The organism is Pseudobacter sp., assembly GCF_051955275.1.
Classification (GTDB): domain Bacteria; phylum Bacteroidota; class Bacteroidia; order Chitinophagales; family Chitinophagaceae; genus Pseudobacter.
Genome location: NZ_JBQCGW010000266.1, coordinates 34,958 through 56,038, shown reverse-complemented (window position 1 = coordinate 56,038; position 21,081 = coordinate 34,958). Strand labels below are relative to the sequence as shown.

Below are 21,081 nucleotides of genomic sequence, written 5' to 3'. Positions count from 1 at the left end.
TGGCCGGATATATTTCACCAGCATGGAAGGCAACAGGTTGAACTCCTCCGTCAGCAGAAACCGGTAACCCGCCGTTCCGAAGAAATGCGGTACCCGCTTTCCGTCAGCCCTCACTTCATTGTCATTGAACCTGATCTTTTGCGGAACCAGTTGCTGCGCCGACAATCCCAGGAACCAGCTGGCAGAATACAGGTAAAGCCCGGTATTGAAATCCGGACTGACCTCGTTCAGGCTCCTGTTCTCATACACAGCAGGGTCTACGGGCGTAACGATCCCGAAATCCAGTTTGGCCGTATTCAGCCTCAGCTGGCTGATTCCCGCTCCGAAACCCGCAGCAAGGCTCGTTTTAGGACTGATGCCCAGATGATAAGCATACGTGATGTACCCTGAAAAGCGGTTGAGCGGTCCCGTTTTATCGTTGATCACCTGCACCCCGATGCCGTGATGTGGCGCAGCCGCAGTATAGGTCTCCCAGTAAGCGCTGCCCCTGGGATTTTCGCCGGGTATGCGGAAGCCCGTGGCGGAGGTCCGCAAATCCGATTTACCCAGTGGCATAAACGCAGTGAGGCAGGTGGTCACGGGTGCATCACTGATCCCCACCCACTGGTGACGGTGACTGACCTTGATATCTGTATAGTTTTCGATACCCGCCAGGGCCGGGTTGAGGATATACTGGTTGAGCATGTACTGGGAATAATGCGGCTGTTGCTGCCCGTTACCAGTCAGGCAAAAGAGAAGAACCGCTAAACTTGCATGCCATCTTTTCATCATTATCGTATAAGGGTCACTGATCCTTTGAGCAGTTCCCGACCATTCTTCGGATTGATCAGCCAGTAATAAGTGCCAGCCGGCAAGAGGCTACCATTCATTCTTCCATCCCATGCCCGGCCATAACCCAATGAGTGAAATACCCGCTGGCCATAACGGTTGAACACCTCCACAATACAGTTGGGATAGGATTCCATATATAGCAGTACCCAGGTATCGTTGATACCGTCTCCATTGGGTGTGAAGGCATTGGGCACGATTATCTTCGGTAATACTTTCACCAGCATTTCATCGGATGCCTTACAGCCATCCTTACTCGAAACAATCAGTTTGTACCGGGTATCCTCGCCCGGGGAAGCGGAAGGTTGCGCCCTCGAAGGATCATTCAAATGAACAGAAGGCAGCCAGGAATACCGGAGGCCGTCCCCTGCCCCGCTGCCTTCAAGAATGGTGAAACCTCCTGGAAGGATGCCTTTGTCCGGACCTGCATTTGCAACCGGACTCGGGTTCACCCGGATGTTCCGGGAGACGGAAGAGGAACAACCGTTTGCTGCGCGAAACTGGTAAGCTATCCTGTGTAATCCAGGGCCCGCCGCAGCGGGACTGAATACTCCCTGTGCATCCGTACCGGCGCCATCAAACAGCCCGTTACCGGGAAAGCCCAGTGTTTCCCGCGCAGGCAGCACAAAGGGCGGCGTTTCCTGGCAGACAGGAAACATAGGAGCAAAACTCACCACAGGGCTCGCTTTCAGGGTGATAAACCGACGGAGCACACCCAGGCAGGCATCTCCCGTACGGGCTTCGTACAGTACCCGGTGATCGCGGGTCAGCGGCTGGCTGAAGTCGGGGTATTTATGTGCATACTCCTTTCCGGGAACCGGGTCCTCATCCTCCGTTTTGATGGCCGGGTCCCGGTCATAGTCCCACCAGATGGTCAGCGCGCTGAGACGGCCGCTCTCGATCCTGGTAGCGTCCGTGATCACCAGCTCACTGTTGGCGCAAAGGGTCTGTTCTCCAGCCAACCTGAAATCCGCCGCCTGCACACGGCCATTGACCGTAAAAGGCCTGGAGAAAGAAGTGGCACAGCCCTCTCCCGATGTAACCTGCAGGCTCACCCGGTAATTACCGGCAGCCGCATAACGATGCTCCGCATGCTGGTCCGCAGAGCTGCTGTTATCACCAAACTGCCAGTGCCAGCTGAACCTGTCAGCGGTGCCATCAACAATGGAACTTGAATCCGAAAAGCGGGCAAAGGCATCATCGATACACACCTCCGGCACCCCGAAATTCACTACAGGCAGCGGGTGCAGTTTGATGGTCTGCTCTTTCGGGAGACTCTTACATCCCCTGGCCGTAACTACTTCCAGTCCCACCGTTACCCTGCCCGCTTGCTCATAAGTATGATTTACCGGACTGTTGCTGGTGGCCGAAAGCGTTTGCCCATCCCCGAAACTCCAGTTCCAGCGAGTAAGCGGATCGCCGCTGCTGGTGGAAATGCTGGCCATCTTAACAGGCAGTTGCCCGCAGAGCGGGCTCCTGAATTCAAAATCCGCCAGGGGTAACGGATCGATCCTGATTGCCTGACTGGCAGTATCCGACATACATCCCAGGTCTGTGGCCACAGCATGACGCACCGGATAAGTGCCGGGAGCCGCAAAGAGCCGGGATAAATCCTTTGCATCATTCACGATGCGGCCATCACCCAGATCCCAATACCAGTTCACGATCGGCCTGCCTGAAGCCGGGGTATTGTCTTTCAATAAAACAGCGTCGCTAATGCATCCGTTATGGGTAACCGAAAAACGGGCCGCCGGCTTTTCAAACACCTGAAAATCATAGTTGACCTCCTGCTCACCTGTACATCCATCCGAAGTGGGATTGATGAGCTTCACCCGGATTGGCCAGGTGCCCGGGCGGTCGATCCGGAGGGTCTTTTTGAGACGGTAGCGATAGAGCCGCAGGCCGCCATCCACCGTCCAGCCAGTATCATAAACGGGATTCAGGATGAGGGTATCCCGGATGCCAAGGGCATTGAGCGCGGGGCCAAAGATCCATTCGATCCGCTCCGGCTGATAGGGAAAGGTCATGGCCAGGCGGAAAGGAGAATTGCGGCAGCTGGCCGGCATATTCACCGGGGAATGATCGTTCTCAACGGTTACGTACTGGTATAGATCGCTGAGGTTGGTGCCGGCAGAATACCCGTAGGATTCATTTTCACTGAAGCCGTAGGCGATGGCATTGAAGGGGGTATCGCAGGTAATGGTGTGCGGCCCCTGCTCCACCCGGATATATGCATAGGCATACCCGGGGTCAGCCGGGTGGGTCACAAAGGCGGTGGCCTGTGATTGACCATCGATGGCAAAGGAGGCTATGGCTGCCGGATCGTTCTTCACCACGGCCATGATCTGGTGCATGGCATTTCCCGAACTGAGCAGCCGCATGCTCATCAAAGTGCTCCGGGTGATCACCTGCTCCACAGGGTTCAGGTAGATCATTTCCGGGTCGCCATTGCCCGTTTCCTCCCCGCAATTCTGGGTGGTAAAATACTGCGCAACCTGAATGGGTTTATCGCTTTCAATCACATGAGGAAGAGCGTCGTGGAACGTATAATGAAAATTGTTGGTAAAGGCGGAGGAAGGGATCGTTTGTCCATCCACGGTGACCCTGGCCGAGGGGTCCGGCCGGATCACCCGGTAGTAGTTCAAAGGCCTCGGGTCACTCGGGACCGTCAGGTATTTTTTGCCCCAGGTACTGGTGGGATACAATTGCTGAATGAGGTTGTCACTGGAGGACGGTACCCTTCCGCAACCGATGCCGATCCGTCCGCTCCCGGAATAGACCGCTACCTTTTTGCAACCGGCTCCGCTGTTCAGCGTCCGGACCACCGAACCGGTGAGATCGGACCTCGACAAATAATTGAACACCTGGCCCCGGTTCAGGAGAATGGTGTAAGGTTGGCCGGCACTCATGGATCCCGACAATGCCCCTGCAGCCGGGATGATCTGCACCTGCGTATTGTCTTCCACCGCCACTACAAAAAACCAGCTGTAAGAGCTCTCGTTGGTGGGGCCCGGCTGAGCGATCTGATCGAAGTTGATGGAGTAATATTCACGGCCGATGGTACTGACAGGAAGACATAAAGTAGCTCCGGTCACCGAGGCCATATAGATCTGCGCATATACCACAACGGGAAGTTCAGCGCTGATATGAATGCCTTTGTTGCTGATGCCCTCCTCCTGGAGAAAAGCTTCTTTCGGGATATCCGTCACCGGGGTGATCTGGTTGGCGCGGATGGTGTAGGTACCGATTGTGATACCCATGCCGGGGATGCTGACGGTGACCCGGGTGTCCATATCGGCCGTAATAAAAATATCCATTCCGGGTAAAGTGCCGGTGTACATCTGCTGGTGGTTGCCAAAGCCCAGCCAGAACTCCTTCCCCTTGTTGGTGAAGTCCTGCCCGGAGGCAAAAAAGACGCAGTAAAGCAGACCGGTCAGCAGCAGGATCCTGGGCATGCAGTAGGAAGAAGACGGGTAAGCGATCGCCTTCAGCGCGGCTAATATATCAATTAAATATCATGCAAAATGTAGTCAGCCAGCGGCAGGGACCTTATCTGCCGAGTAGCCGTGCTGCATTTTTTCCTTCGCAGAAAATGAGGTCGAGCACCGAGCAGTGAGGTCTGAAACCATGGCGTTCCTGGAACACCTGGGAGTACCGGACCGGGTCAGGGAACAACTGACCGATGGTATGGGGCGTGACCTTATTCCGGAGGTCGACCCACTCTGCCGGGTCATAATTTTCCTGGTACGAAGTGGTCAGTTCAGTAGTGAAATTTCCACCTGTTTTTGCGGTAGCCCATTCCCAGGTGGACAGGTTCCAGTCAAGCAGCCATTCAAATTTTTTCTCATATAAACCAGCGAGGCCTGGTTCATAAAACTGGAACCAGGGACTCCGGTTATAGCAGCTTTGGAGGGTCTTGAAATGTTGCGATTGCCAGCTATGGTCGTTGGCGATGCGGACATCCTTCATGGGTCGTTTTTGTTCCCGGCCATCGATGAGGGGAACACTGAGCAGGATGGGACCATTGCCACCGAGCACCTCCGTCCGGTTACGAAAACTCACTTTTTGGTAGCGATCATATACATCGAAATATATATGTGTGAAATCTGTAGAAATCCGGCATAAAGTAACCGGTGTAAAATAATGACAATCAATAACTAACTTCATCTTTATTTCAATTTTGTAAATTCTGTGGAGGAATCGGCTGAAAATGCGGTTACAGACATATTTCCACCATTTTACAAGCTAAATTTAAATAATCAGTATTTTCCATAATTGTACTTATAAATAGTTACTTACAATTAAATTTCAAGTCTAAAAATATTAGTAGGCTGTTTTTCCTCTCGCTGCCGGTTTGTCTGCCTGATTTTTCTAAAAGAATTAGCAAACAAATTCCTAAAAATACAACTCCTTTTTGGCAGTAAAAATTAATCTGCTACTTTGTGGTTCATAAAATGAATGGCATGAAAAAAGCGCGCTGGATGCTCCTGCTCCCACTCCTCTGGTTAGGTTGGCTGGGATGTGCAAAACCTACTTCTCTCGATTACCTGGGGATCCGGAATGTGAAGTTGCTCAGCATGGGTTGGAAGGAATCGACGGTAGCTGTTGACGTGGAATATTACAACCCGAACCGCTACCCCCTGACCCTGAAAAACGGAGATGTGAATGTGTATGTGAACGACCGGTATTTCGGAAAATCCACATTTGACAGCACCCTGAAAATTCCGAAACTGGACACTTTTCTGATGCCTGTAAAACTCACCGTTGACATGGCGAATACCGGGATCAGTTTCCTGCAGAATCTCGGATCGGAGGAAGTGATGATCCGTTTGGAGGGAAGTGTAAAAGTTGGAAGAAGTGGAATTTTTATCAATTACCCCATCAAATATGAAGGGAAGCAAAAGTTCAGTTTTTAGGATTTTGAAGATTTTGACAAGTGATTTTCCGGCGGGTGACTGCCGGATTTTTTTTTGCCCGGATGATGGAGAAAAGAGAAAAATGGGTCCCGGGGACGACATTCAGCCGGGGGGGGTTCGAGAGGGACTCCGGGGTGAAAAATGGCGGGAAGATCAGATGAAATTTTGGGAAACCGAGGGGATTGAACCGGGCAATCCGGAGGGAAATTGCCACCAGGTATGCCGGAAAAAGAGAGTGAAAAGCCGGGGAATTTTCCAGCTAAACTTCAAAATGATCACCATAAAATAATCCATCTTTCAATTTTACCCCGCCCCTTTTGCCGGATCACTGAAAGGAATTTCTGGATCAATCCGGCGTGATTCCCGGGTCGAAAAATGGTCCGGACATTTTCATGAACCTGTGTTTTCGGGAGAAAAATCAGCCACCAAAGCCTGGCGGAAATTTCCGTTTTTTCGTTCAGCATTCCTTCCTGAATGAAAAATGATGGCTGAATCCAGAAATAGCAATTCAATTTTTGCATGCTTGAGTATCGGTAAATTTTCTGACAGTCTGGCGTGCTTTAAAAGCCAGAAAGAAAAATCTTTCAACGGATATGGGCCGCATTTCGAACAGGATTTCCTGTTTTTTGAGGGTTGTCACCTGGGTTAAAACCTGGTTTTTGAATTGATCTTTTTAGAAATCGATGGGCCTAAAAGGACAATTTCGAAGTCATTTTCTGTCCCTGGCCGGGCAAAATCAATGAAAATTGAATGGTAAATTCCGGGCATTTTCTGAGCACCATTCAGCGAATTTTCAGTGGATTTTCAGCAGATTTCCGGCAGTTAGATTTTGGAGTACCAGAGGGAAAATCCGGAATTTTTGTTGAAAATTTCCATGGCTTGAGGTACATAAAACACGGTTTTTGAGCTCGTTTCTGACCTCCGTATTCGCCGATTTTATACCATTTTTCAGCATCGAAAAACCGCTATTTTTAGCTTTTTTTCGTTCGGAAGAAACAGAAGATATACCTGAAATCGGCCCAAATGGAGAACTGAATTTTACAATTTTTTGATGCCTTATGCCCATTTTTTGTCCCCGGATTTTCTGATTTTTTTCATCTGATCCTGACCTGAGGGACCTATAGATTGGTCAGATTCCCGACCCGGACCTCTTTAAAAAAGCGACAAAAACACTCACGATTTTCCGTGGAACATTCAAAAATCCAACTGGAAATAGCCTGTTTTCCGGATCACCCACATGGGCTGTTTTATATTAAAAAACAAGATGGCCTTGCAGCAAAAAACAACGTCTTCTGTCTCAAAAAACCAGCCTCAAACCGGGTGCTTTTTCAGCGTTCAAACACCCTTCTTATTATCCTTCATCACTCATCCATAAAATCCTCCTGTTCATCATCACATTCCTGTTACATGGCATATCCTCCGCACTCTTTTACTGCTTTCAGGTTATTTTTAACTTACAATCTGCTAACGTATGAATCGAGGAAGACAGGCCCCGGATCTCTATGCGAAGTATGCTGTGTACGATAAACCTGCCTATTTCAACCAAATGCGCGAAACGGAATGGCGCGGACAATTACAATCCTCCTCCGGCGGCAGGCTGTTCCGGATCAAATATTACGATAGTCTTTTCAGATGGGAAGTAAAGCCCACCCCCCAGCACCTGGTGCATCACCAGCAACATTACGGACGTCATTTCAACGGGTTAGTGGCAGGGTCCGACCTTGCCCCTGAACTGCTGATCGCCATCGATATACGCTCCGGTGAGGAGATCCTGCTGTTCGATGGAGCACGTCATGGCTACAGCAACCTGTTCTGTGATACCTGGGAGCCCAGGCAGCTGAACAACCGTAAGCCTTCCAAATTTTATACAGATAGTCGGGGTAACCAGGAATTCGAGATCGTGGTGCAGGCCTTTTTCAACGTGGATTATGAAGAGGAGCTTGACAGTTTCCGGGATAAAAGCGGTACCCTCCGGCTGATCAGCGGGGAAAAGACCAACCTGGGTTTCCTGCTCCGGAACGGATTTGATGCCATTGCCATCAGGGGGTACGATAGCCAGGGAGAGTTTGTAGCCATCCACAGCGCCGAACTGGCCTGATCCGGGAATCCGGAGCAAAAAAAAACGGCTGCACCTTCCGGTACAGCCGCTTCTGAAAAGAAACTTTATTGTTTTTTGCCGCCCCCGTCCTCGGGTTTCTGGCAGCATTTCGGCAATTTCTTATAGGCTTCCGGCTCGGCAGTCACATCATCTGCATCATACCCGATATTGGCAATGGCAGTTCTGATGTTCTCGATATTCTGGCGCTCCGCCAGGAAGGTCACTTTTGTTCTTTTATTCCTGAAATCCACATTCACTTTCTGAACGCCTTCTTCGCGCAGGAGATATTTCTCTATGCGGTCCTTGCACATCTGGCATTGAACGGTCGGGGTCTGAATGGTCACATTCTGGATACCTTTCTTCGCCTGGGCCATACCCATGGAAGCAATTCCCAGTACCGTAACCAACATTAACAGGAGTTTCTTCATATTACATTCGATTTGACTCAAATGTACTTATTTCCCCTGCCAGTTGGCGGGGTCTTCCCTCCATTTTAACAAAATGCCCTCTTCATCCTTGCTCACCATTCCTTTTTCGATGGCCAGCTCAATAAGTGTGGGATAATCAGTGAGGCTGCGATACTCCACTCCGGCTTTAGCCAGGGCTTCAGCCGCAACAGGGAAACCATAAGTAAAGATGCTCACCATACCGATCACATTCAGACCGGCTGCCTTCAGCACATCCACCACCTGCATGCTGCTTTTAGCAGTGGATATCAGGTCCTCTATCACTACCACTTTCTGGCCGGGAGTGAAGTAACCTTCGATCTGGTTGCCCAGTCCATGCTCTTTGGGCTTGGGACGCACGTAGATATAAGGCAGCTTCAACTGATCGGCCGCCATTGCGCCCCAGGGGATGCCCGCTGTGGCTACACCCGCCAGCAATTCAGCCTCAGGGAATTCTTCAAAAACAACATTACACATCTCGGATTTTACAAATTCGCGGATATAGGGAAAGCTCAGTGCCTTGCGGTTATCGCAATAGATAGGGCTTTTCCATCCCGAAGCCCATGTAAATGGTTCAGCGAGATTTAATTTAATAGCATTAATTTGTAATAACTTTTCAGCGACTGCTTTTTTGTTCGGTGCCATAGTATTCGTTTATTCCTGGTTGCGGCGAAATTGGAATTTGAAAAGGGAAAACTGAAAATTATTTATGCACATTACCATTTATTTTAACGACAAACCTTTGTTCCTCACCGATACCATCACCGATGAGATCGCTCCTTATGCCCACCACGATGATGCCGTTTACATGGATGAGCTCTCCGCTCCCGGTGTAAATTCCATGATCCACGAAATGAAACAGGAAAAGGTACATGCCGGTATCTATTTCCACGATGATATCAACCAGCTGAAGCGCGCTTTCTGGCGCAAGTTCATGCTCATTCAGGCCGCCGGCGGATTGGTTCAGAATGAAGACAAAGCTGTGCTGATGATGTTGCGCCGCGAAAAATGGGATCTGCCCAAGGGCAAGATGGACCCGGGTGAAACACCAGCCCAGAGCGCTTTACGAGAGGTTCAGGAAGAAACAGGCCTGGCTGAGGTAACACTCGGTGATCCCCTGGTGACCACCTATCATACTTATGACGACGCTGGTCATCATATCCTCAAAGAAACGTTCTGGTTCAATATGACCGCCCCCAAAGCGCAAACGCTCACCCCTCAGCTGGAGGAACAGATTACAGAACTGGTCTGGGCCGATAAAAACGCGCTGCAAGAATACCTGAAAAACACCTTCCCATCAGTGAAAGAAGTGCTGCAGAAGGCGGGATATTAAGATCTCTTACACTGTGCCCAGTCGCTCGCGTCCCCGCAAGTGACTTCTATTTGCTCGCCTCTGGCGAGTTCAGCGTTCGCCGGGAGGCGAACAAATATGCCTCACTCGCCAGAGGCGAGCGAGTGCACCCGAAGTAAGCCGGCAGACGCTGTTACTTCTTAGGCAGAATAGCTACTGTGAGCCTGCTTACACAGATCAGTTTCTGCTCTTCATTCACTATCCTGATATCCCATACATGCGTTGATTTACCAAGATGAATGGGTTTTGCAGTACCGGTCACAAAACCGGAGGAAGCGCTGCGGATATGATTGGCATTGATCTCCAGCCCTACACAGATGAATTTCTCCTGGTCTATCACCAGTACAGAGCCAACGCTGCCCAGGGTCTCCGCCAGCACGCAGGAAGCGCCACCATGCAGGATGCCGTAGGGCTGATTGGTACGATGGTCAACAGGCATGCGGATGCTGAGAAAATCATCGCCCAGTTCCGTGAACTCCAGCCCGATATGCTCCGCCATATTGGAACGGCGGATCTGGTGGAGATCGGAGAGCTGCAGGTTTTTATTGAACCAGATCATGGTCTATTTTTTAGGCAGGCCGGCATGGATACTGGCGGCTACTTCTTTGGGAAGGAACTGCATTACATCGCCTCCGTTCTTGAGTACATCACGTACAAGCGTGGATGCCACGGATGTATATTGAGGAAGGCAGGTCAGGAAAACGGTCTCGATCTTTTCGTCGAGACTACGGTTCATGTCTGCAATGGCCTTTTCGTATTCGAAGTCGTTCACGTAGCGGATACCCCGCAGTATGAACTGTGCTCCTACCTGTTTGCAGGCATTTACAGTCAGGCCTTCGTAAACGATGGCGCTCACTTTGGGATCGTTACTGTAGATGTCGCGGATCCAGCTGAGACGCTGTTCTTCGGAGAACATCGGCACTTTGTTGATATTCCGGCCGATACCGATCACCAGTTTGTCGAATAACGGTAATGCACGGTCGATAATATCCAGGTGACCGATAGTAATAGGATCAAAGGTTCCCGGGAACAGAGCGATTCTTTGCATGGCAATGCATTATAAGGTGAATTATCAGGAAGCGCCAGGCGTTTCCCTTCCCCCTGCCAGCAGATAGAGTGCCGCCATACGCACGGCCACACCGTTTTCCACCTGGTTGAGGATGATAGATTGCCCGCTGTCTGCCACATCACTGTCCAGTTCCACACCACGGTTGATAGGGCCGGGGTGCATGATCACTACTTCTTTATTGAGACTTTCGAGCAGTCTTTTATTGATTCCATAAGCCAGGTTGTATTCTCTCAGTGAAGAGAAGAGCACCTGGTTCTGTCTTTCCAGTTGGATCCGCAGCACGTTGGCCACATCGCACCATTCGAGGGCTTTGCGGAGATTGTATTCCACGCGCACATCGAATGCTTCCCGGATATGTTTGGGGATGAGTGTGGGCGGTCCTGCCACCATCACTTCCGCACCCATTTTTTTCAGGAGGTACATATTGCTCATGGCTACGCGGGAGTGCATTACATCCCCGATGATGGCCACTTTCAATCCTTCCAGGCGGCCCAGTCTTTCGCGCATGGAGAAAGCATCCAGCAGTCCCTGTGTGGGGTGCTCATTGATACCGTCGCCGGCGTTGATGATGGCTGCGGGAATATGTTTCGAGAGGAAATGAGGCGCACCGGTTGCGCTGTGACGCATCACCACCATGTCCACTTTCATGGAGAGGATATTGTTGACAGTATCCAGGAGGGTTTCGCCTTTTGAAACAGAAGAACCGGAAGCGGTGAAATTGATGGTATCGGCGCTGAGCCTTTTTTCGGCCAGCTCAAAGGAGATCCTTGTACGGGTGGAGTTCTCGTAAAATAAGTTCACTATCGTCACGTCTCTCAAAGAAGGCACCTTTTTGATGGGGCGCTGTAATACTTCTTTGAACTCAGTGGCTGTGTCTAAAATGAGCTGGATATCCTCGCGGGTTAGATCCCTGATACCGAGTAGATGTTTTACAGAAAGTCGCATTTCAGGGGGCGAAGTTAATGGAAAAATCAATACATGCCATCAGGGCCACCGAGAAGTCCAACTTCATCTTTTCCATCCTTCTCTTTCCAGAATACTTTCACTTTCTGGGAGATAATGGAATCGATGGACCTGCCCACATAATCGGCCTGGATCGGTAACTGCCTGCTGAAGCGGCGGTCCACCAGGATGCAGAGCTCCACTTTGGCGGGCCTGCCGAAATCAAGGAGGGCGTCAAGCGCGGCGCGGATGGTGCGGCCGGTATACAGCACGTCATCTATCAGGACCACATTCTTATTCTCGATGCTGAATGGAATATCGGTATGATTGGGAACATGCAGCTGGCTGCGTACATCATCACGGTAAAAGGTAATGTCGAGCTTTCCATATTTCACAGTTCCGGGAGGCGTCAGCTGACGGATCTCCTGCACTACCCTGTCGCTCACAAATACGCCGCGTGGCTGGATGCCGATGAGAACAGTATTTTCCAGGTTGGTATGATTCTCCAGGATCTGGTGACTTAATCTCTTGATGGTGATGGCCAGTTGCTGTTCGTTCAGTACAGTTTTCAAACCCGAAATTTTTATAAAAATAATTCAAAGAGGCAAAATAACGGCAAATAATTGGAACCGCTGAATTGATCCTTAAAACAGTGAAACCTGCCCGGGATGCCATGAGGCATACAGGACAGGTTCCTACTTGAAGTTATGTGGCAATTATTTGCCGCTCCAGAGAGCGTAAGTAACACCCAACTGGAATACGCGGTTGAAAATTTTCGCATCACCGTTATCATCCAGTCTGCTCAGACCAAAAACATAACGCGCGTCGATACCAAACGGAGAACTGGGGAACTCATAGCTGGCGCCAAGTCCCACACCCAGGTCAAAACCTTTGAAGTCATCGTTCCTGTCAACAGTTACGTCGCCTTGTTTTGTTTTCCTGGTTACAGCAAATCCAAACTGAGGACCTACCTGAGCGTTAAGACCAGGAGCGATTTCGTACTTCAGCATTACTGGGATGTTGATGTAGTTGAACCTGATCTTCGCATCATCTCCCGGAGCATCAACTTTACCGCCTTGTGTGGAAAAAGTCAGCTCAGGCTGAACACTGAACTTGTTACCTACTTTGAAATTAGCGAAACCGCCTACATGAAATCCAATCTTTGCATCAACGTTATCAGCGTCATCGCCACCCCAATCAGCAACGTTCAGACCACCTTTTAAACCAATCTTAGTTTGCGCATTAGCTGCAGCAAATGTTCCGGCAAATGCAAGCAGCAAAAAAATCCTTTTCATGTTTCTTCTGTTTAAGTTAATTGACTAGTGAGTAAATGAACAGAGAATTATCCCGATAATTCATTTACGGCTGCAAACATATAGTGCATATATGAATCCAGCAATATGATACATGTACACATTACCAGAAATTTCATGCCACAAATGAATATGGCTGATTCAGCCTCCTACCCTAACCAGCTACCAGACTGCATTTCAGCCATTCACAAAATTCAAGGGCAATCCGCAACGATGAAAGATGAATTTTATTTTATTCTTATTTTTTAACAGAAATTGTATCAGAATGGCCCTTTTTCCGGTGACAGTCTACCGTTACTCATGATAATAAGAAAAAAAGAATGGCTGAAGCAATGCTCCAGCCATTCAGAAAAACATTTTATTCTACGGTCATTTATTTACCCACGTTAAAAAGAGCCCAGGTGATACCCAGTTGGATACCGCTGTTCTTCATTTTATCAGCGTCACCACCTTCTTTGTTGATCTTGCTCAGACCGAGATTGTAACGCGCATTCACACCAATTTCTTTGGTGATCTGGTAACCTGCACCGAGGCCCCATGACAAATCGATCTTCTCAGCACCATCTTTCAAGTCTTCAGTATGTTCATCAGATTTTGCTTTAGCGTTCATCAGGAAACCTACCTGGGGACCAGTTTCAAAATACAGGCCTACAGGAAGATGATACTGGAACAGGATGGGAACGTTGATATAGTCAGCATTCCATTTTACTGTTTCACCAAGCATATCATACTTTGCACCTTGAGCAGAATAAAGGATCTCCGCTTGTGCAGCAATGTTTTCAGTAAATTTCATCCGACCGAATACACCGCCATAGTAGCCGATTTTGCTGTCGAGACCGTCAGCACCATCGCCAGTGAAGTTTGTAAGTTGAGCACCAGCTTTAGCACCAACACTGAATTGAGCGGATGCAGTAGCAATAGAGGCTAAGCAAATAAGAGAAAGAAAAACCTTTTTCATAATGTGAAAAATTTTTTGAGGGTCATTGAAAACGATAACGCAAACATAATGCTATAAGGTTAACGCATTACCTAACGAATTGTTAGAAATTTTATTTTTCAACTACACTATACAGTTATAAAATGTTTCCAAAACAAAAAAAAGAGCACTCATATGAGCGCTCTTGATAATTTAAATATGTGTTGCAAAAACATTATGCTTCCTGCAGGAAAGGATAACGGTAGTCAACCGGAGGATTGAAAGTTTCCTTGATAGTTCTTGCACTCAGCCAGCGATACAGATTGAGAATGGAACCTGCCTTATCATTCGTACCACTCGCTCTTGCACCACCGAAAGGCTGCTGACCAACAACAGCGCCCGTAGGCTTATCGTTGATATAGAAATTTCCGGCAGCATTGCGAAGCCTGTTGGTAGCCAGTTCCACGGCATAACGGTCCTGTGCAATGATAGAACCTGTAAGTGCATAAGGAGAGGTAGTATCTACCAGCTCCAGCGCTTTATCGAATTGCTCCGCATCATACACATGTATCGTTAACACAGGTCCGAAGATCTCCTCGCACATGGTAATATATTTAGGGTCCTTTGCTTCGATAACGGTAGGCTGAATGAAATACCCCTTGCTCTTATCGCAGTTTCCTCCAACCAGTACGCTTGCATTGGGATCATTCTTTGCATTATCGATATAGGATTTGATCTTATCAAAGCTCTTCTCATCGATAACAGCGTTGATGAAGTTGGTGAAATCATCCACCACACCCATCTTGAAACTGTTGATGCCGTCTACCAGCAGCTTCTTCACTTCTTCTGCGATATTGGAAGGGATATAAGCGCGCGAAGCAGCAGAACATTTTTGTCCCTGGTATTCAAAAGCACCACGCAGCAGGGCTGTTGCCAGTACTACAGGGTCAGCACTTTTATGTGCCAGTACAAAATCCTTACCGCCGGTTTCACCTACAATGCGCGGGTAGGTTTTATACGTATGCATATTCTTACCGATGGTTTCCCACATCTTGTTGAATACACCGGTAGAACCTGTGAAGTGTACACCTGCAAAATCAGCATGGCTGAAGCATACATTACCGATAGTGGGGCCATCCACATATACGAGGTTGATCACACCATCAGGCAAGCCGGCTTCTTTCAGTATGCGCATGAACATCTGTGCAGCATATACCTGAGTATTGGCAGGCTTCCATACCACCACATTGCCGCACATGGCAGCGGACGTGGGCAGGTTGCCACCGATAGCAGTGAAGTTGAAAGGAGTGATTGCGAGCACAAATCCTTCCAGGGGACGGAACTCCAGCCTGTTGTGGATCCCGGGCGCGCTGACAGGCTGCTGTCGGTAGATCTCGCTCAGGAAATGAACGTTGAAGCGAAGGAAGTCGATCAGCTCACAGGCACTGTCGATCTCTGCCTGGTAAACGTTCTTGCTCTGGCCCAGCATGGTGGTGCCGTTGATATATGGACGGTATTTTGTAGCCAGCAGATCAGCTGCTTTCAGGAAGATATTGGCACGGTTCTCCCAGCTCATATTGCTCCAGGCTTCCCTGGCAGCCAGGGCTGCATCGATGGCCTGTGATACATGGGATGCATCACCTGCGTGGAAATAACCGAGCGTATGTGCAGTCTCGTGAGGAGGACGCAGCGCCACTTTTTTACCGGTGCGCACTTCCTGTGAACCGATATACATCGGGATATCAGCCTCTGTATTTTTCAGTTCAGCCAATGCGTCTTTCAATCTCTTTTTTTCCGGAGATCCCGGTGCATAGTTCAATACCGGCTCATTCGCAGGCATCGGGTATGAAAAATATCCAAGATTCATATCATGTAGTTTTTGTTTCCGAATACTAGGCCGTTTCTTTTTCCATCATCAGGTAGGCCTTGATGAAGCCATCCAGTTCTCCGTCCATTACCGGCTGCACATTACCCACTTCAAAGTCTGTACGGTGGTCCTTGATCATTTTGTAAGGATGGAAAACATAGCTTCTGATCTGGCTGCCCCATTCGATCTTTTTCTTATTGGCATTGGCGGCATTCTTGAGAGCTTCGCGTTTGCGCAGCTCCTCTTCATACAAACGGCTTTTCAGCATGGTCAGCGCCATTTCCCGGTTCTCACCCTGTGTACGCGCTTTCTGGCACTCCACAATGATGCCGCTGGGGATATGCTTCAGACGAACGGCGGTTTCCACCTTGTTCACGTTCTGACCTCCCTTACCACCGGAGCGGTAGAATTCCCATTCCAGGTCGGCGGGGCTCACTGCCACTTCAATGCTGTCATCCACTAACGGGTATACGTAGATGCTGGCGAATGAAGTATGACGGCGGGCATTGCTGTCGAACGGCGAGATGCGCACCAGGCGGTGCACGCCGCTTTCGGCTTTCAGGAAGCCGTAGGCAAAGGGCCCGTCGAATTGCAAGGTGGCGCTCTTGATACCTGCGCCATCACCATCCTGCCAGTCCAGCTCCGTTACTGACCAGCCCTGCTTCTCGCCGTACATGCGGTACATACGGGCCAGCATTTCTGCCCAGTCCTGGCTCTCCGTTCCACCGGCGCCGCTGTTGATCTGCAGTACTGCCGGCAGTTCGTCTTCCGGTTGGTTGAGCGTGCTCTTGAACTCTGCATCTTCCAGTTGCTGAATAGCCTGATCATGGGCAACCCTTACTTCATCTTCGGATGCCTCTCCTGCTTTCCAGAAATCGAAGAGCACGGCAAAATCTTCTACAGAGGTAACGGTTGTTTCAAACAATTTTACCCAGTATTCATTCTGCTTGATGTTCTTGAGAATCTCAGTAGCGCGTTTGTTATCATCCCAGAATCCGGGGGATAACGAAAGTTGTTTTTCCTGGTTTATCTTATCACGTCTGTTATCGACGTCAAAGAAACCTCCTCAGGACCACAATACGGTCCCTCATAGCCTTGATTTGTTCTTGTGTCATAGGGGCGCAAGTTACAAAAAACTAACTGATTGCGGACTTTTTCCGAACTTCACCTCCTCAACAACTCATATCATGAAGACCATATTTTCAACACTGGCAGCCGCCTGTTTTCTGGTAGCCTGCAACAATGCGGAAACCACAAAAAAAGAGGGTGAAACAGACACTAAAACCGCGGTAACGCCGGTGATCAGGGAAGAAACAGTTGTATACACAGACAAAGGCGATACCCTGCAGGGTTTCATCGCTTATGACGAGAGCATTACCACCAAACGCCCGGCAGTTCTGATAGTGCCGGAATGGTGGGGCCTTACGGAGTATCCCAGGATGCGTGCCCGCGAGCTGGCAAAGCTCGGCTATGTAGCCATGGCAGTGGATATGTACGGAAAAGGCAGGGTAGCTGAAGATCCCAAAACAGCCGGGCAATATGCCATGGTATGGTACAGGGACCCAGCTGCAGCGCAGCGCCGTATTGAAGCAGCCGCCGCCGTGGTAAAAGGCAATGCGGCAACAGACAGCTCAAAACTGCTGGCAATCGGTTACTGCTTTGGCGGTTCCATGGTGCTGAATGCAGCCAAACTGGGGTCGGACTTCAAAGGCGTAATGAGCTTCCATGGCGCGCTTGAAGGCGGCGTGGTTCCTCAGAAAGGACTTACCAAAGCCAGGATCTTTGTGGCTAACGGAGAGTCTGATACCTTTGTTTCTGCGGAGCAGATCGCCACATTCAAAAAGCAGCTCGATTCTGTGGGTGCTCCTTACACATTCAAGCAATATCCGGGGGCACTGCATGCATTCACCAATCCTGACGCCACCGAAACAGGCAGGAAATTCAATATGCAGGTAGCTTACAATGCGGCAGCAGATACTGCTTCCTGGAAGGATATGCAGGACTTCTTCAACTCGATCCTGAAATAAGTTTTTTTACTCCCCGTGGAGGATCAGAATTGTCCGTTTTTATAGTGGAAATCCACCATGAAAACGGACAATTTCTATTGTGTATTTGACAAAAAAGGACAGGCAGATTTTACCGTATTCACGCACTTCCCTTCCTTTCCTGATTTACTGCTCAGGCGATAGCTTCCTTCAGTTCACTTTCATAACGTGGAAGCATAACCGAAAAAGTGCTTCCGATCCCCGGATTACTGTTTACAGACAGGCTTCCGCCGTTTTTCTCCAGGAAATCTTTACATAGTTTCAGTCCGAGTCCGGTTCCTGTTTCGCTATTGGTTCCACGTGTGGTGTAATAATGATCTCCGAATAACTGTCCGATCATCTCCGTTGTCATGCCCACTCCGGTATCCTGTACGGATATTTCCACATTCGACTGGTTTTCGGTGGCGCTCACCCATATGGTGCCATGGGCTGGCGTGAATTTAATGGCATTGGACAGCAGGTTACGAAGCACCATGCTGATCATTTCGCGGTCGGCGTAGCAGTAAACGGGTGTTTCCAGTTTAGCTTCCAGCCAGATCTTTTTATTCTTTGCCTGCAGTTTCAGCAGGGTGATGGTTTCGCCGATCATCTGGTGCAGGTCCAGCATTTCGGGTTGAACGGAAGCGTGCTTCATCTGTGTGCGCGCCCATAGCAAAAGGTTTTCCATAAGGCTTGTTACGTAGTTCATTTCATTAGTGATGCCGGGGATCATTTCTTTGATCTCCCTGGCGGAAAGTTTGGTCTGTTGCATATTCAGAAAGAGATTGCGCAGTCCATACATCGGTGTTTTGAGATCGTGCGCAATCACTGAGAACAATTTTGCTTTGAGCTGATTGAGTTCAGTCAGTTCGCGGGTCTGTTGTTCCAGCAGTGCGGCCTTCTCAACTATCTCCCGTTTTTGTTTGGTGATGGCTTTGTTCTGCTGGTGCAGTTCACGGCTCTTCATCATCAGGTTGAACTGGTACCGGAGATGTTCCTGTTTAATGAGATAGAGTGCATAAAAGATGAAGCCCAGCGCCAGGATATGATTGAAGGCGAATATCCAGTAGCTGATCTCAGACAATTTGAAAAAATACTCACGGGGAACAACAACCGCTAATACATAACAGCTGCAACTCCAGAGAAAGGAGAATACCAGGCTTACCATCCTTTGCAGAAAGAAAACGCCGGTGATCACATATAAAAGGAAGAACAGACCAACCCCTACATCCACCCTTCCGAGGTAAACGATACAGGTAACCAGGGGGTAGAGCCCGAAATACACCAGTCTGGCATACCGGTACTGGCATTCGTGGTTGAGCCAGAGCACCAGGGTGCAGATCACCAGAGGGGCCAGGGCCACGTACCAGGTGAGGGGTGGCAGGTGTTGTTCACTGAAAAGTCCTGCCAGCACCAGCAGCAATCCGGCGATCATACTGATACAGTTGAGCTGGTTGAAAATGATCAGCTTACGCCGTTCATAATCGTCCATTCCGGCTGTTACTCCCATGGAGCGCAGTAGTTTCCACTGACTGGTCAGAGCCTGGCCGCTGGTTTGCATATGAGGTTATTTTCGGGATATCGGGCGGAGACAGTAACGCGCCGGCAGGTCTTTTTATTTCGGGGAAACTAAAGAGGTTCAGATGCTTATACAATTAATATATGTAAATTGCTGGAACAGATTTAATTCCCCTTTAAGGCCCCGGACCGTTCTGGCAGGATTCTTGAAAAATCAGGAAGGACCATTGTATTATTCATCATTTAAATAACCATGCTATGAGTACACAAAAAGTAATACTCGGCACTCTTACGGGGGTGTTGGCCGGAGTTGCCATCGGGATGTTATGCGCCCCGGCTTCCGGAGCTGAAACACGTCAGAAAATTGCAGATGGTGCGGGCCAGTTGAGAAAGAAGTTCAACCGTTTGATCGGTGCATCTGCCGATGAACTGGACGAGCTGAAAGACGTATTTTCATCTGAGATCTCCGGGCTGAAGGATGATGTGCGTGAGAGGGTTCTCCAACTTATCAAAGCAACCAAAGCCAGTGGTAACTCTATCAGAGAACAGGTTACCCTGTAACGTATGCATTTACCGAAAAGCTATAGGCTATCGTTTGTGAACACAGGCGGTAGCTTTTTTTATATAAAATATCACAAAATCATTAACATTGTGCTCTAATCATTATTAAATAGAAGACTATGAAAAAACTCAACACTCGTCTCTTTGCATGTGCAGTGATTGCGCTTACTACTATCTCCTCTCCTGTTCTGGCAACTACAGTTGTTGAGCCAGTTCCCGTTTCTGTACCGGGATCTGCAGAGCCCACTCCTGCTGAGGTGAAGGCTGCCATGGAGAACTTCAGGGCGCTTCCCCGTAAAGAAAGGAAAGACCGTATCAAGGAAGCCAAGAAAATGATGAAGGAATACCGTGCAGACAAGCGTGCCGGTAAAGCTGCTGAAACTGACCAGGTGCTGCTGGCGATCCTCGCCATCCTGCTGCCACCGCTGGCTGTTTACCTGAAAGAAGGAGAAATTAACAGCAAGTTCTGGATCAGCCTGATCCTCACCCTGCTTTTCTGGATCCCTGGTGTAGTATATGCATTGCTGGTAGTATTTGATGCTATCTAAGCTACATCCCTTATGTCGTAGAAAGATGACGCTCAAAAACATCTTTCACTCATAAATTCGCATGCATGAAAACATTATCGTTCACAATTACCGGTCTGACCGCAGCCCTGCTGATAACGGCCTGCAGCGGCAGTATGTCGCCTACCGGCGGTAATCACAGTCTGGAAGGCAATTCCTGGAAACTGACGGGGCTCAGCAGCATCAGCGGCGAGCTTCCGAAAACGGCAAAGGAAGTGACCATGCGGCTGGATTCGGGAAAGGTCTCCGGCAATGGCGGATGCAACAGGTTTTTCGGGTCTTACAGCCTGAATGGCTCCTCTGTGAAATTCAATGGGGTGGCCAGTACCAAAATGTTCTGCCAGGGCGCTATGGAAGTGGAAGACGGATTGATGCAGACCATCAACAATACTGATGGCTACTATATCCGTGGCAAGTGGCTGGCCCTGCTAAAAGGGGCTGATACACTGGCGCACTTTGAAGTGACCAGAACGATGGAAAAATAATCCGGACAGGGAGCGAAAGCTCCCTGTTTTTTTTGCTTCCTGTTTATTTGGTTTGTTTAGGCTCGGCTTGTTTCGGCTCGGCTCGGGTCGCGAAGGGATATAAAACGCCGGTTGTGAAATGAACCGCACCGGGAGAATATATAGGTGACTTTTTATTGGGAAGATGGGACGGGGGAACAGG

General features: G+C 49.2%; 22 protein-coding genes. 8 read left to right on the top strand and 14 right to left on the bottom strand.

Annotated elements, in window-relative coordinates; translation table 11 throughout:
• The 3 genes from ACTHMC_RS23435 to ACTHMC_RS23425 form a co-directional block, all read right to left on the bottom strand.
• Positions 1–768 (bottom strand): PorP/SprF family type IX secretion system membrane protein (locus ACTHMC_RS23435; RefSeq protein ID WP_440416915.1); only part of this gene is annotated, 768 nt, incomplete at its 3' end.
• 2 nt (positions 769–770) lie between these two features.
• Complete coding sequence (locus ACTHMC_RS23430) at positions 771–4,283, bottom strand: PKD domain-containing protein (protein WP_440416913.1); 3,513 nt, start codon at positions 4,281–4,283, stop codon at positions 771–773.
• A 94-nt stretch (positions 4,284–4,377) separates the two neighbouring features.
• Positions 4,378–4,995, bottom strand: coding sequence for a WbqC family protein (locus ACTHMC_RS23425; protein ID WP_440416912.1), 618 nt, complete (start codon positions 4,993–4,995; stop codon positions 4,378–4,380).
• A gap of 296 nt (positions 4,996–5,291) precedes the next feature.
• Here ACTHMC_RS23425 and ACTHMC_RS23420 point away from each other — a divergent pair, with 296 nt between their 5' ends.
• The 3 genes from ACTHMC_RS23420 (at position 5,292) to ACTHMC_RS23410 (ending at position 7,842) form a co-directional block, all read left to right on the top strand.
• Positions 5,292–5,744, top strand: coding sequence for an LEA type 2 family protein (locus ACTHMC_RS23420; protein WP_440416910.1), 453 nt, complete (start codon positions 5,292–5,294; stop codon positions 5,742–5,744).
• A complete protein-coding gene (locus ACTHMC_RS23415) occupies positions 5,716–6,033 on the top strand; it encodes a hypothetical protein (RefSeq protein WP_440416909.1) in 318 nt (105 codons plus the stop codon). Before ACTHMC_RS23420 ends, ACTHMC_RS23415 begins: the two co-directional genes overlap by 29 nt.
• Positions 6,034–7,215: 1,182 nt before the next feature.
• Positions 7,216–7,842, top strand: coding sequence for a hypothetical protein (locus ACTHMC_RS23410; RefSeq protein WP_440416908.1), 627 nt, complete (start codon positions 7,216–7,218; stop codon positions 7,840–7,842).
• 65 nt (positions 7,843–7,907) lie between these two features.
• Here the strand turns inward: ACTHMC_RS23410 and ACTHMC_RS23405 are convergent, their stop codons facing one another.
• Together ACTHMC_RS23405 and pyrE are read right to left on the bottom strand one after the other, a co-directional pair.
• Positions 7,908–8,270 carry a heavy-metal-associated domain-containing protein gene (locus tag ACTHMC_RS23405; RefSeq protein WP_440416906.1) on the bottom strand — a complete coding sequence of 121 codons (363 nt, stop codon included), beginning with the start codon at positions 8,268–8,270 and terminating at the stop codon, positions 7,908–7,910.
• A 27-nt stretch (positions 8,271–8,297) separates the two neighbouring features.
• The gene (gene pyrE, locus ACTHMC_RS23400) at positions 8,298–8,933 is read right to left on the bottom strand and encodes an orotate phosphoribosyltransferase (protein WP_440416905.1); all 636 of its coding nucleotides are present in this window, start codon (positions 8,931–8,933) and stop codon (positions 8,298–8,300) included.
• Positions 8,934–8,997: 64 nt separating this feature from the next.
• Here pyrE and ACTHMC_RS23395 point away from each other — a divergent pair, with 64 nt between their 5' ends.
• The gene (locus tag ACTHMC_RS23395) at positions 8,998–9,621 is read left to right on the top strand and encodes an NUDIX hydrolase (protein ID WP_440416904.1); all 624 of its coding nucleotides are present in this window, start codon (positions 8,998–9,000) and stop codon (positions 9,619–9,621) included.
• A 151-nt stretch (positions 9,622–9,772) separates the two neighbouring features.
• On the opposite strand, the gene ACTHMC_RS23390 is transcribed toward ACTHMC_RS23395, so the two are convergent.
• From ACTHMC_RS23390 to prfB, 8 genes are all read right to left on the bottom strand, one after another.
• Entirely contained in the window at positions 9,773–10,198 is a 426-nt protein-coding gene (locus ACTHMC_RS23390; protein ID WP_440416903.1) for a hotdog fold thioesterase, read from the bottom strand.
• Between the two features lie 3 nt (positions 10,199–10,201).
• Positions 10,202–10,687: a pantetheine-phosphate adenylyltransferase gene (gene coaD, locus ACTHMC_RS23385; RefSeq protein WP_440416902.1), complete on the bottom strand. Its 486-nt coding sequence runs from the start codon at positions 10,685–10,687 to the stop codon at positions 10,202–10,204.
• A gap of 24 nt (positions 10,688–10,711) precedes the next feature.
• A complete protein-coding gene (locus tag ACTHMC_RS23380) occupies positions 10,712–11,653 on the bottom strand; it encodes an aspartate carbamoyltransferase catalytic subunit (RefSeq protein ID WP_440416901.1) in 942 nt (313 codons plus the stop codon).
• A 26-nt stretch (positions 11,654–11,679) separates the two neighbouring features.
• Positions 11,680–12,222 (bottom strand): bifunctional pyr operon transcriptional regulator/uracil phosphoribosyltransferase PyrR, encoded by a 543-nt coding sequence (pyrR, locus tag ACTHMC_RS23375; protein ID WP_440416899.1) that lies wholly within the window; start codon positions 12,220–12,222, stop codon positions 11,680–11,682.
• Positions 12,223–12,366: 144 nt separating this feature from the next.
• The gene (locus tag ACTHMC_RS23370) at positions 12,367–12,945 is read right to left on the bottom strand and encodes a porin family protein (RefSeq protein WP_440416897.1); all 579 of its coding nucleotides are present in this window, start codon (positions 12,943–12,945) and stop codon (positions 12,367–12,369) included.
• Positions 12,946–13,336: 391 nt separating this feature from the next.
• On the bottom strand, positions 13,337–13,921 hold the full coding sequence (locus ACTHMC_RS23365; protein ID WP_440416896.1) for a porin family protein: 585 nt from the start codon (positions 13,919–13,921) through the stop codon (positions 13,337–13,339).
• Between the two features lie 193 nt (positions 13,922–14,114).
• Entirely contained in the window at positions 14,115–15,746 is a 1,632-nt protein-coding gene (pruA, locus tag ACTHMC_RS23360; RefSeq protein WP_440416895.1) for an L-glutamate gamma-semialdehyde dehydrogenase, read from the bottom strand.
• Between the two features lie 25 nt (positions 15,747–15,771).
• Positions 15,772–16,861 (bottom strand): peptide chain release factor 2 gene (gene prfB, locus ACTHMC_RS23355; RefSeq protein ID WP_440416894.1). Its coding sequence is split into 2 segments (ribosomal slippage): positions 15,772–16,800 and positions 16,802–16,861, totalling 1,089 coding nucleotides; the frame shifts between segments, so codons are not numbered across the junction.
• Between the two features lie 72 nt (positions 16,862–16,933).
• On the opposite strand from prfB, the gene ACTHMC_RS23350 reads away from it, so the two are divergent.
• Positions 16,934–17,773, top strand: coding sequence for a dienelactone hydrolase family protein (locus ACTHMC_RS23350; RefSeq protein WP_440416892.1), 840 nt, complete (start codon positions 16,934–16,936; stop codon positions 17,771–17,773).
• Between the two features lie 151 nt (positions 17,774–17,924).
• Here the strand turns inward: ACTHMC_RS23350 and ACTHMC_RS23345 are convergent, their stop codons facing one another.
• Positions 17,925–19,331: an ATP-binding protein gene (locus ACTHMC_RS23345; protein WP_440416890.1), complete on the bottom strand. Its 1,407-nt coding sequence runs from the start codon at positions 19,329–19,331 to the stop codon at positions 17,925–17,927.
• Between the two features lie 215 nt (positions 19,332–19,546).
• Here ACTHMC_RS23345 and ACTHMC_RS23340 point away from each other — a divergent pair, with 215 nt between their 5' ends.
• From ACTHMC_RS23340 to ACTHMC_RS23330, 3 genes are all read left to right on the top strand, one after another.
• On the top strand, positions 19,547–19,849 hold the full coding sequence (locus tag ACTHMC_RS23340) for a YtxH domain-containing protein (protein WP_440416889.1): 303 nt from the start codon (positions 19,547–19,549) through the stop codon (positions 19,847–19,849).
• A 119-nt stretch (positions 19,850–19,968) separates the two neighbouring features.
• Positions 19,969–20,397 (top strand): YqaE/Pmp3 family membrane protein, encoded by a 429-nt coding sequence (locus ACTHMC_RS23335; protein WP_440416887.1) that lies wholly within the window; start codon positions 19,969–19,971, stop codon positions 20,395–20,397.
• Between the two features lie 65 nt (positions 20,398–20,462).
• On the top strand, positions 20,463–20,900 hold the full coding sequence (locus ACTHMC_RS23330; protein ID WP_440416886.1) for an META domain-containing protein: 438 nt from the start codon (positions 20,463–20,465) through the stop codon (positions 20,898–20,900).
• The last annotated feature ends 181 nt before the right edge of the window (positions 20,901–21,081 follow it).

Excerpts from the sequence above, each read along its gene's own strand:
- ACTHMC_RS23430 (WP_440416913.1), bottom strand. The coding sequence starts at position 4,283 with ATGCCCAGGATCCTGCTGCTGACCGGTCTGCTTTACTGCGTCTTTTTT.
- ACTHMC_RS23425 (WP_440416912.1), bottom strand. The coding sequence starts at position 4,995 with ATGAAGTTAGTTATTGATTGTCATTATTTTACACCGGTTACTTTATGC.
- ACTHMC_RS23420 (WP_440416910.1), top strand. The coding sequence starts at position 5,292 with ATGAAAAAAGCGCGCTGGATGCTCCTGCTCCCACTCCTCTGGTTAGGT.
- ACTHMC_RS23415 (WP_440416909.1), top strand. The coding sequence starts at position 5,716 with ATGAAGGGAAGCAAAAGTTCAGTTTTTAGGATTTTGAAGATTTTGACA.
- ACTHMC_RS23410 (WP_440416908.1), top strand. The coding sequence starts at position 7,216 with ATGAATCGAGGAAGACAGGCCCCGGATCTCTATGCGAAGTATGCTGTG.
- ACTHMC_RS23405 (WP_440416906.1), bottom strand. The coding sequence starts at position 8,270 with ATGAAGAAACTCCTGTTAATGTTGGTTACGGTACTGGGAATTGCTTCC.
- pyrE (WP_440416905.1), bottom strand. The coding sequence starts at position 8,933 with ATGGCACCGAACAAAAAAGCAGTCGCTGAAAAGTTATTACAAATTAAT.
- ACTHMC_RS23395 (WP_440416904.1), top strand. The coding sequence starts at position 8,998 with ATGCACATTACCATTTATTTTAACGACAAACCTTTGTTCCTCACCGAT.
- ACTHMC_RS23390 (WP_440416903.1), bottom strand. The coding sequence starts at position 10,198 with ATGATCTGGTTCAATAAAAACCTGCAGCTCTCCGATCTCCACCAGATC.
- coaD (WP_440416902.1), bottom strand. The coding sequence starts at position 10,687 with ATGCAAAGAATCGCTCTGTTCCCGGGAACCTTTGATCCTATTACTATC.
- ACTHMC_RS23380 (WP_440416901.1), bottom strand. The coding sequence starts at position 11,653 with ATGCGACTTTCTGTAAAACATCTACTCGGTATCAGGGATCTAACCCGC.
- ACTHMC_RS23370 (WP_440416897.1), bottom strand. The coding sequence starts at position 12,945 with ATGAAAAGGATTTTTTTGCTGCTTGCATTTGCCGGAACATTTGCTGCA.
- ACTHMC_RS23365 (WP_440416896.1), bottom strand. The coding sequence starts at position 13,921 with ATGAAAAAGGTTTTTCTTTCTCTTATTTGCTTAGCCTCTATTGCTACT.
- pruA (WP_440416895.1), bottom strand. The coding sequence starts at position 15,746 with ATGAATCTTGGATATTTTTCATACCCGATGCCTGCGAATGAGCCGGTA.
- ACTHMC_RS23350 (WP_440416892.1), top strand. The coding sequence starts at position 16,934 with ATGAAGACCATATTTTCAACACTGGCAGCCGCCTGTTTTCTGGTAGCC.
- ACTHMC_RS23345 (WP_440416890.1), bottom strand. The coding sequence starts at position 19,331 with ATGCAAACCAGCGGCCAGGCTCTGACCAGTCAGTGGAAACTACTGCGC.
- ACTHMC_RS23340 (WP_440416889.1), top strand. The coding sequence starts at position 19,547 with ATGAGTACACAAAAAGTAATACTCGGCACTCTTACGGGGGTGTTGGCC.
- ACTHMC_RS23335 (WP_440416887.1), top strand. The coding sequence starts at position 19,969 with ATGAAAAAACTCAACACTCGTCTCTTTGCATGTGCAGTGATTGCGCTT.
- ACTHMC_RS23330 (WP_440416886.1), top strand. The coding sequence starts at position 20,463 with ATGAAAACATTATCGTTCACAATTACCGGTCTGACCGCAGCCCTGCTG.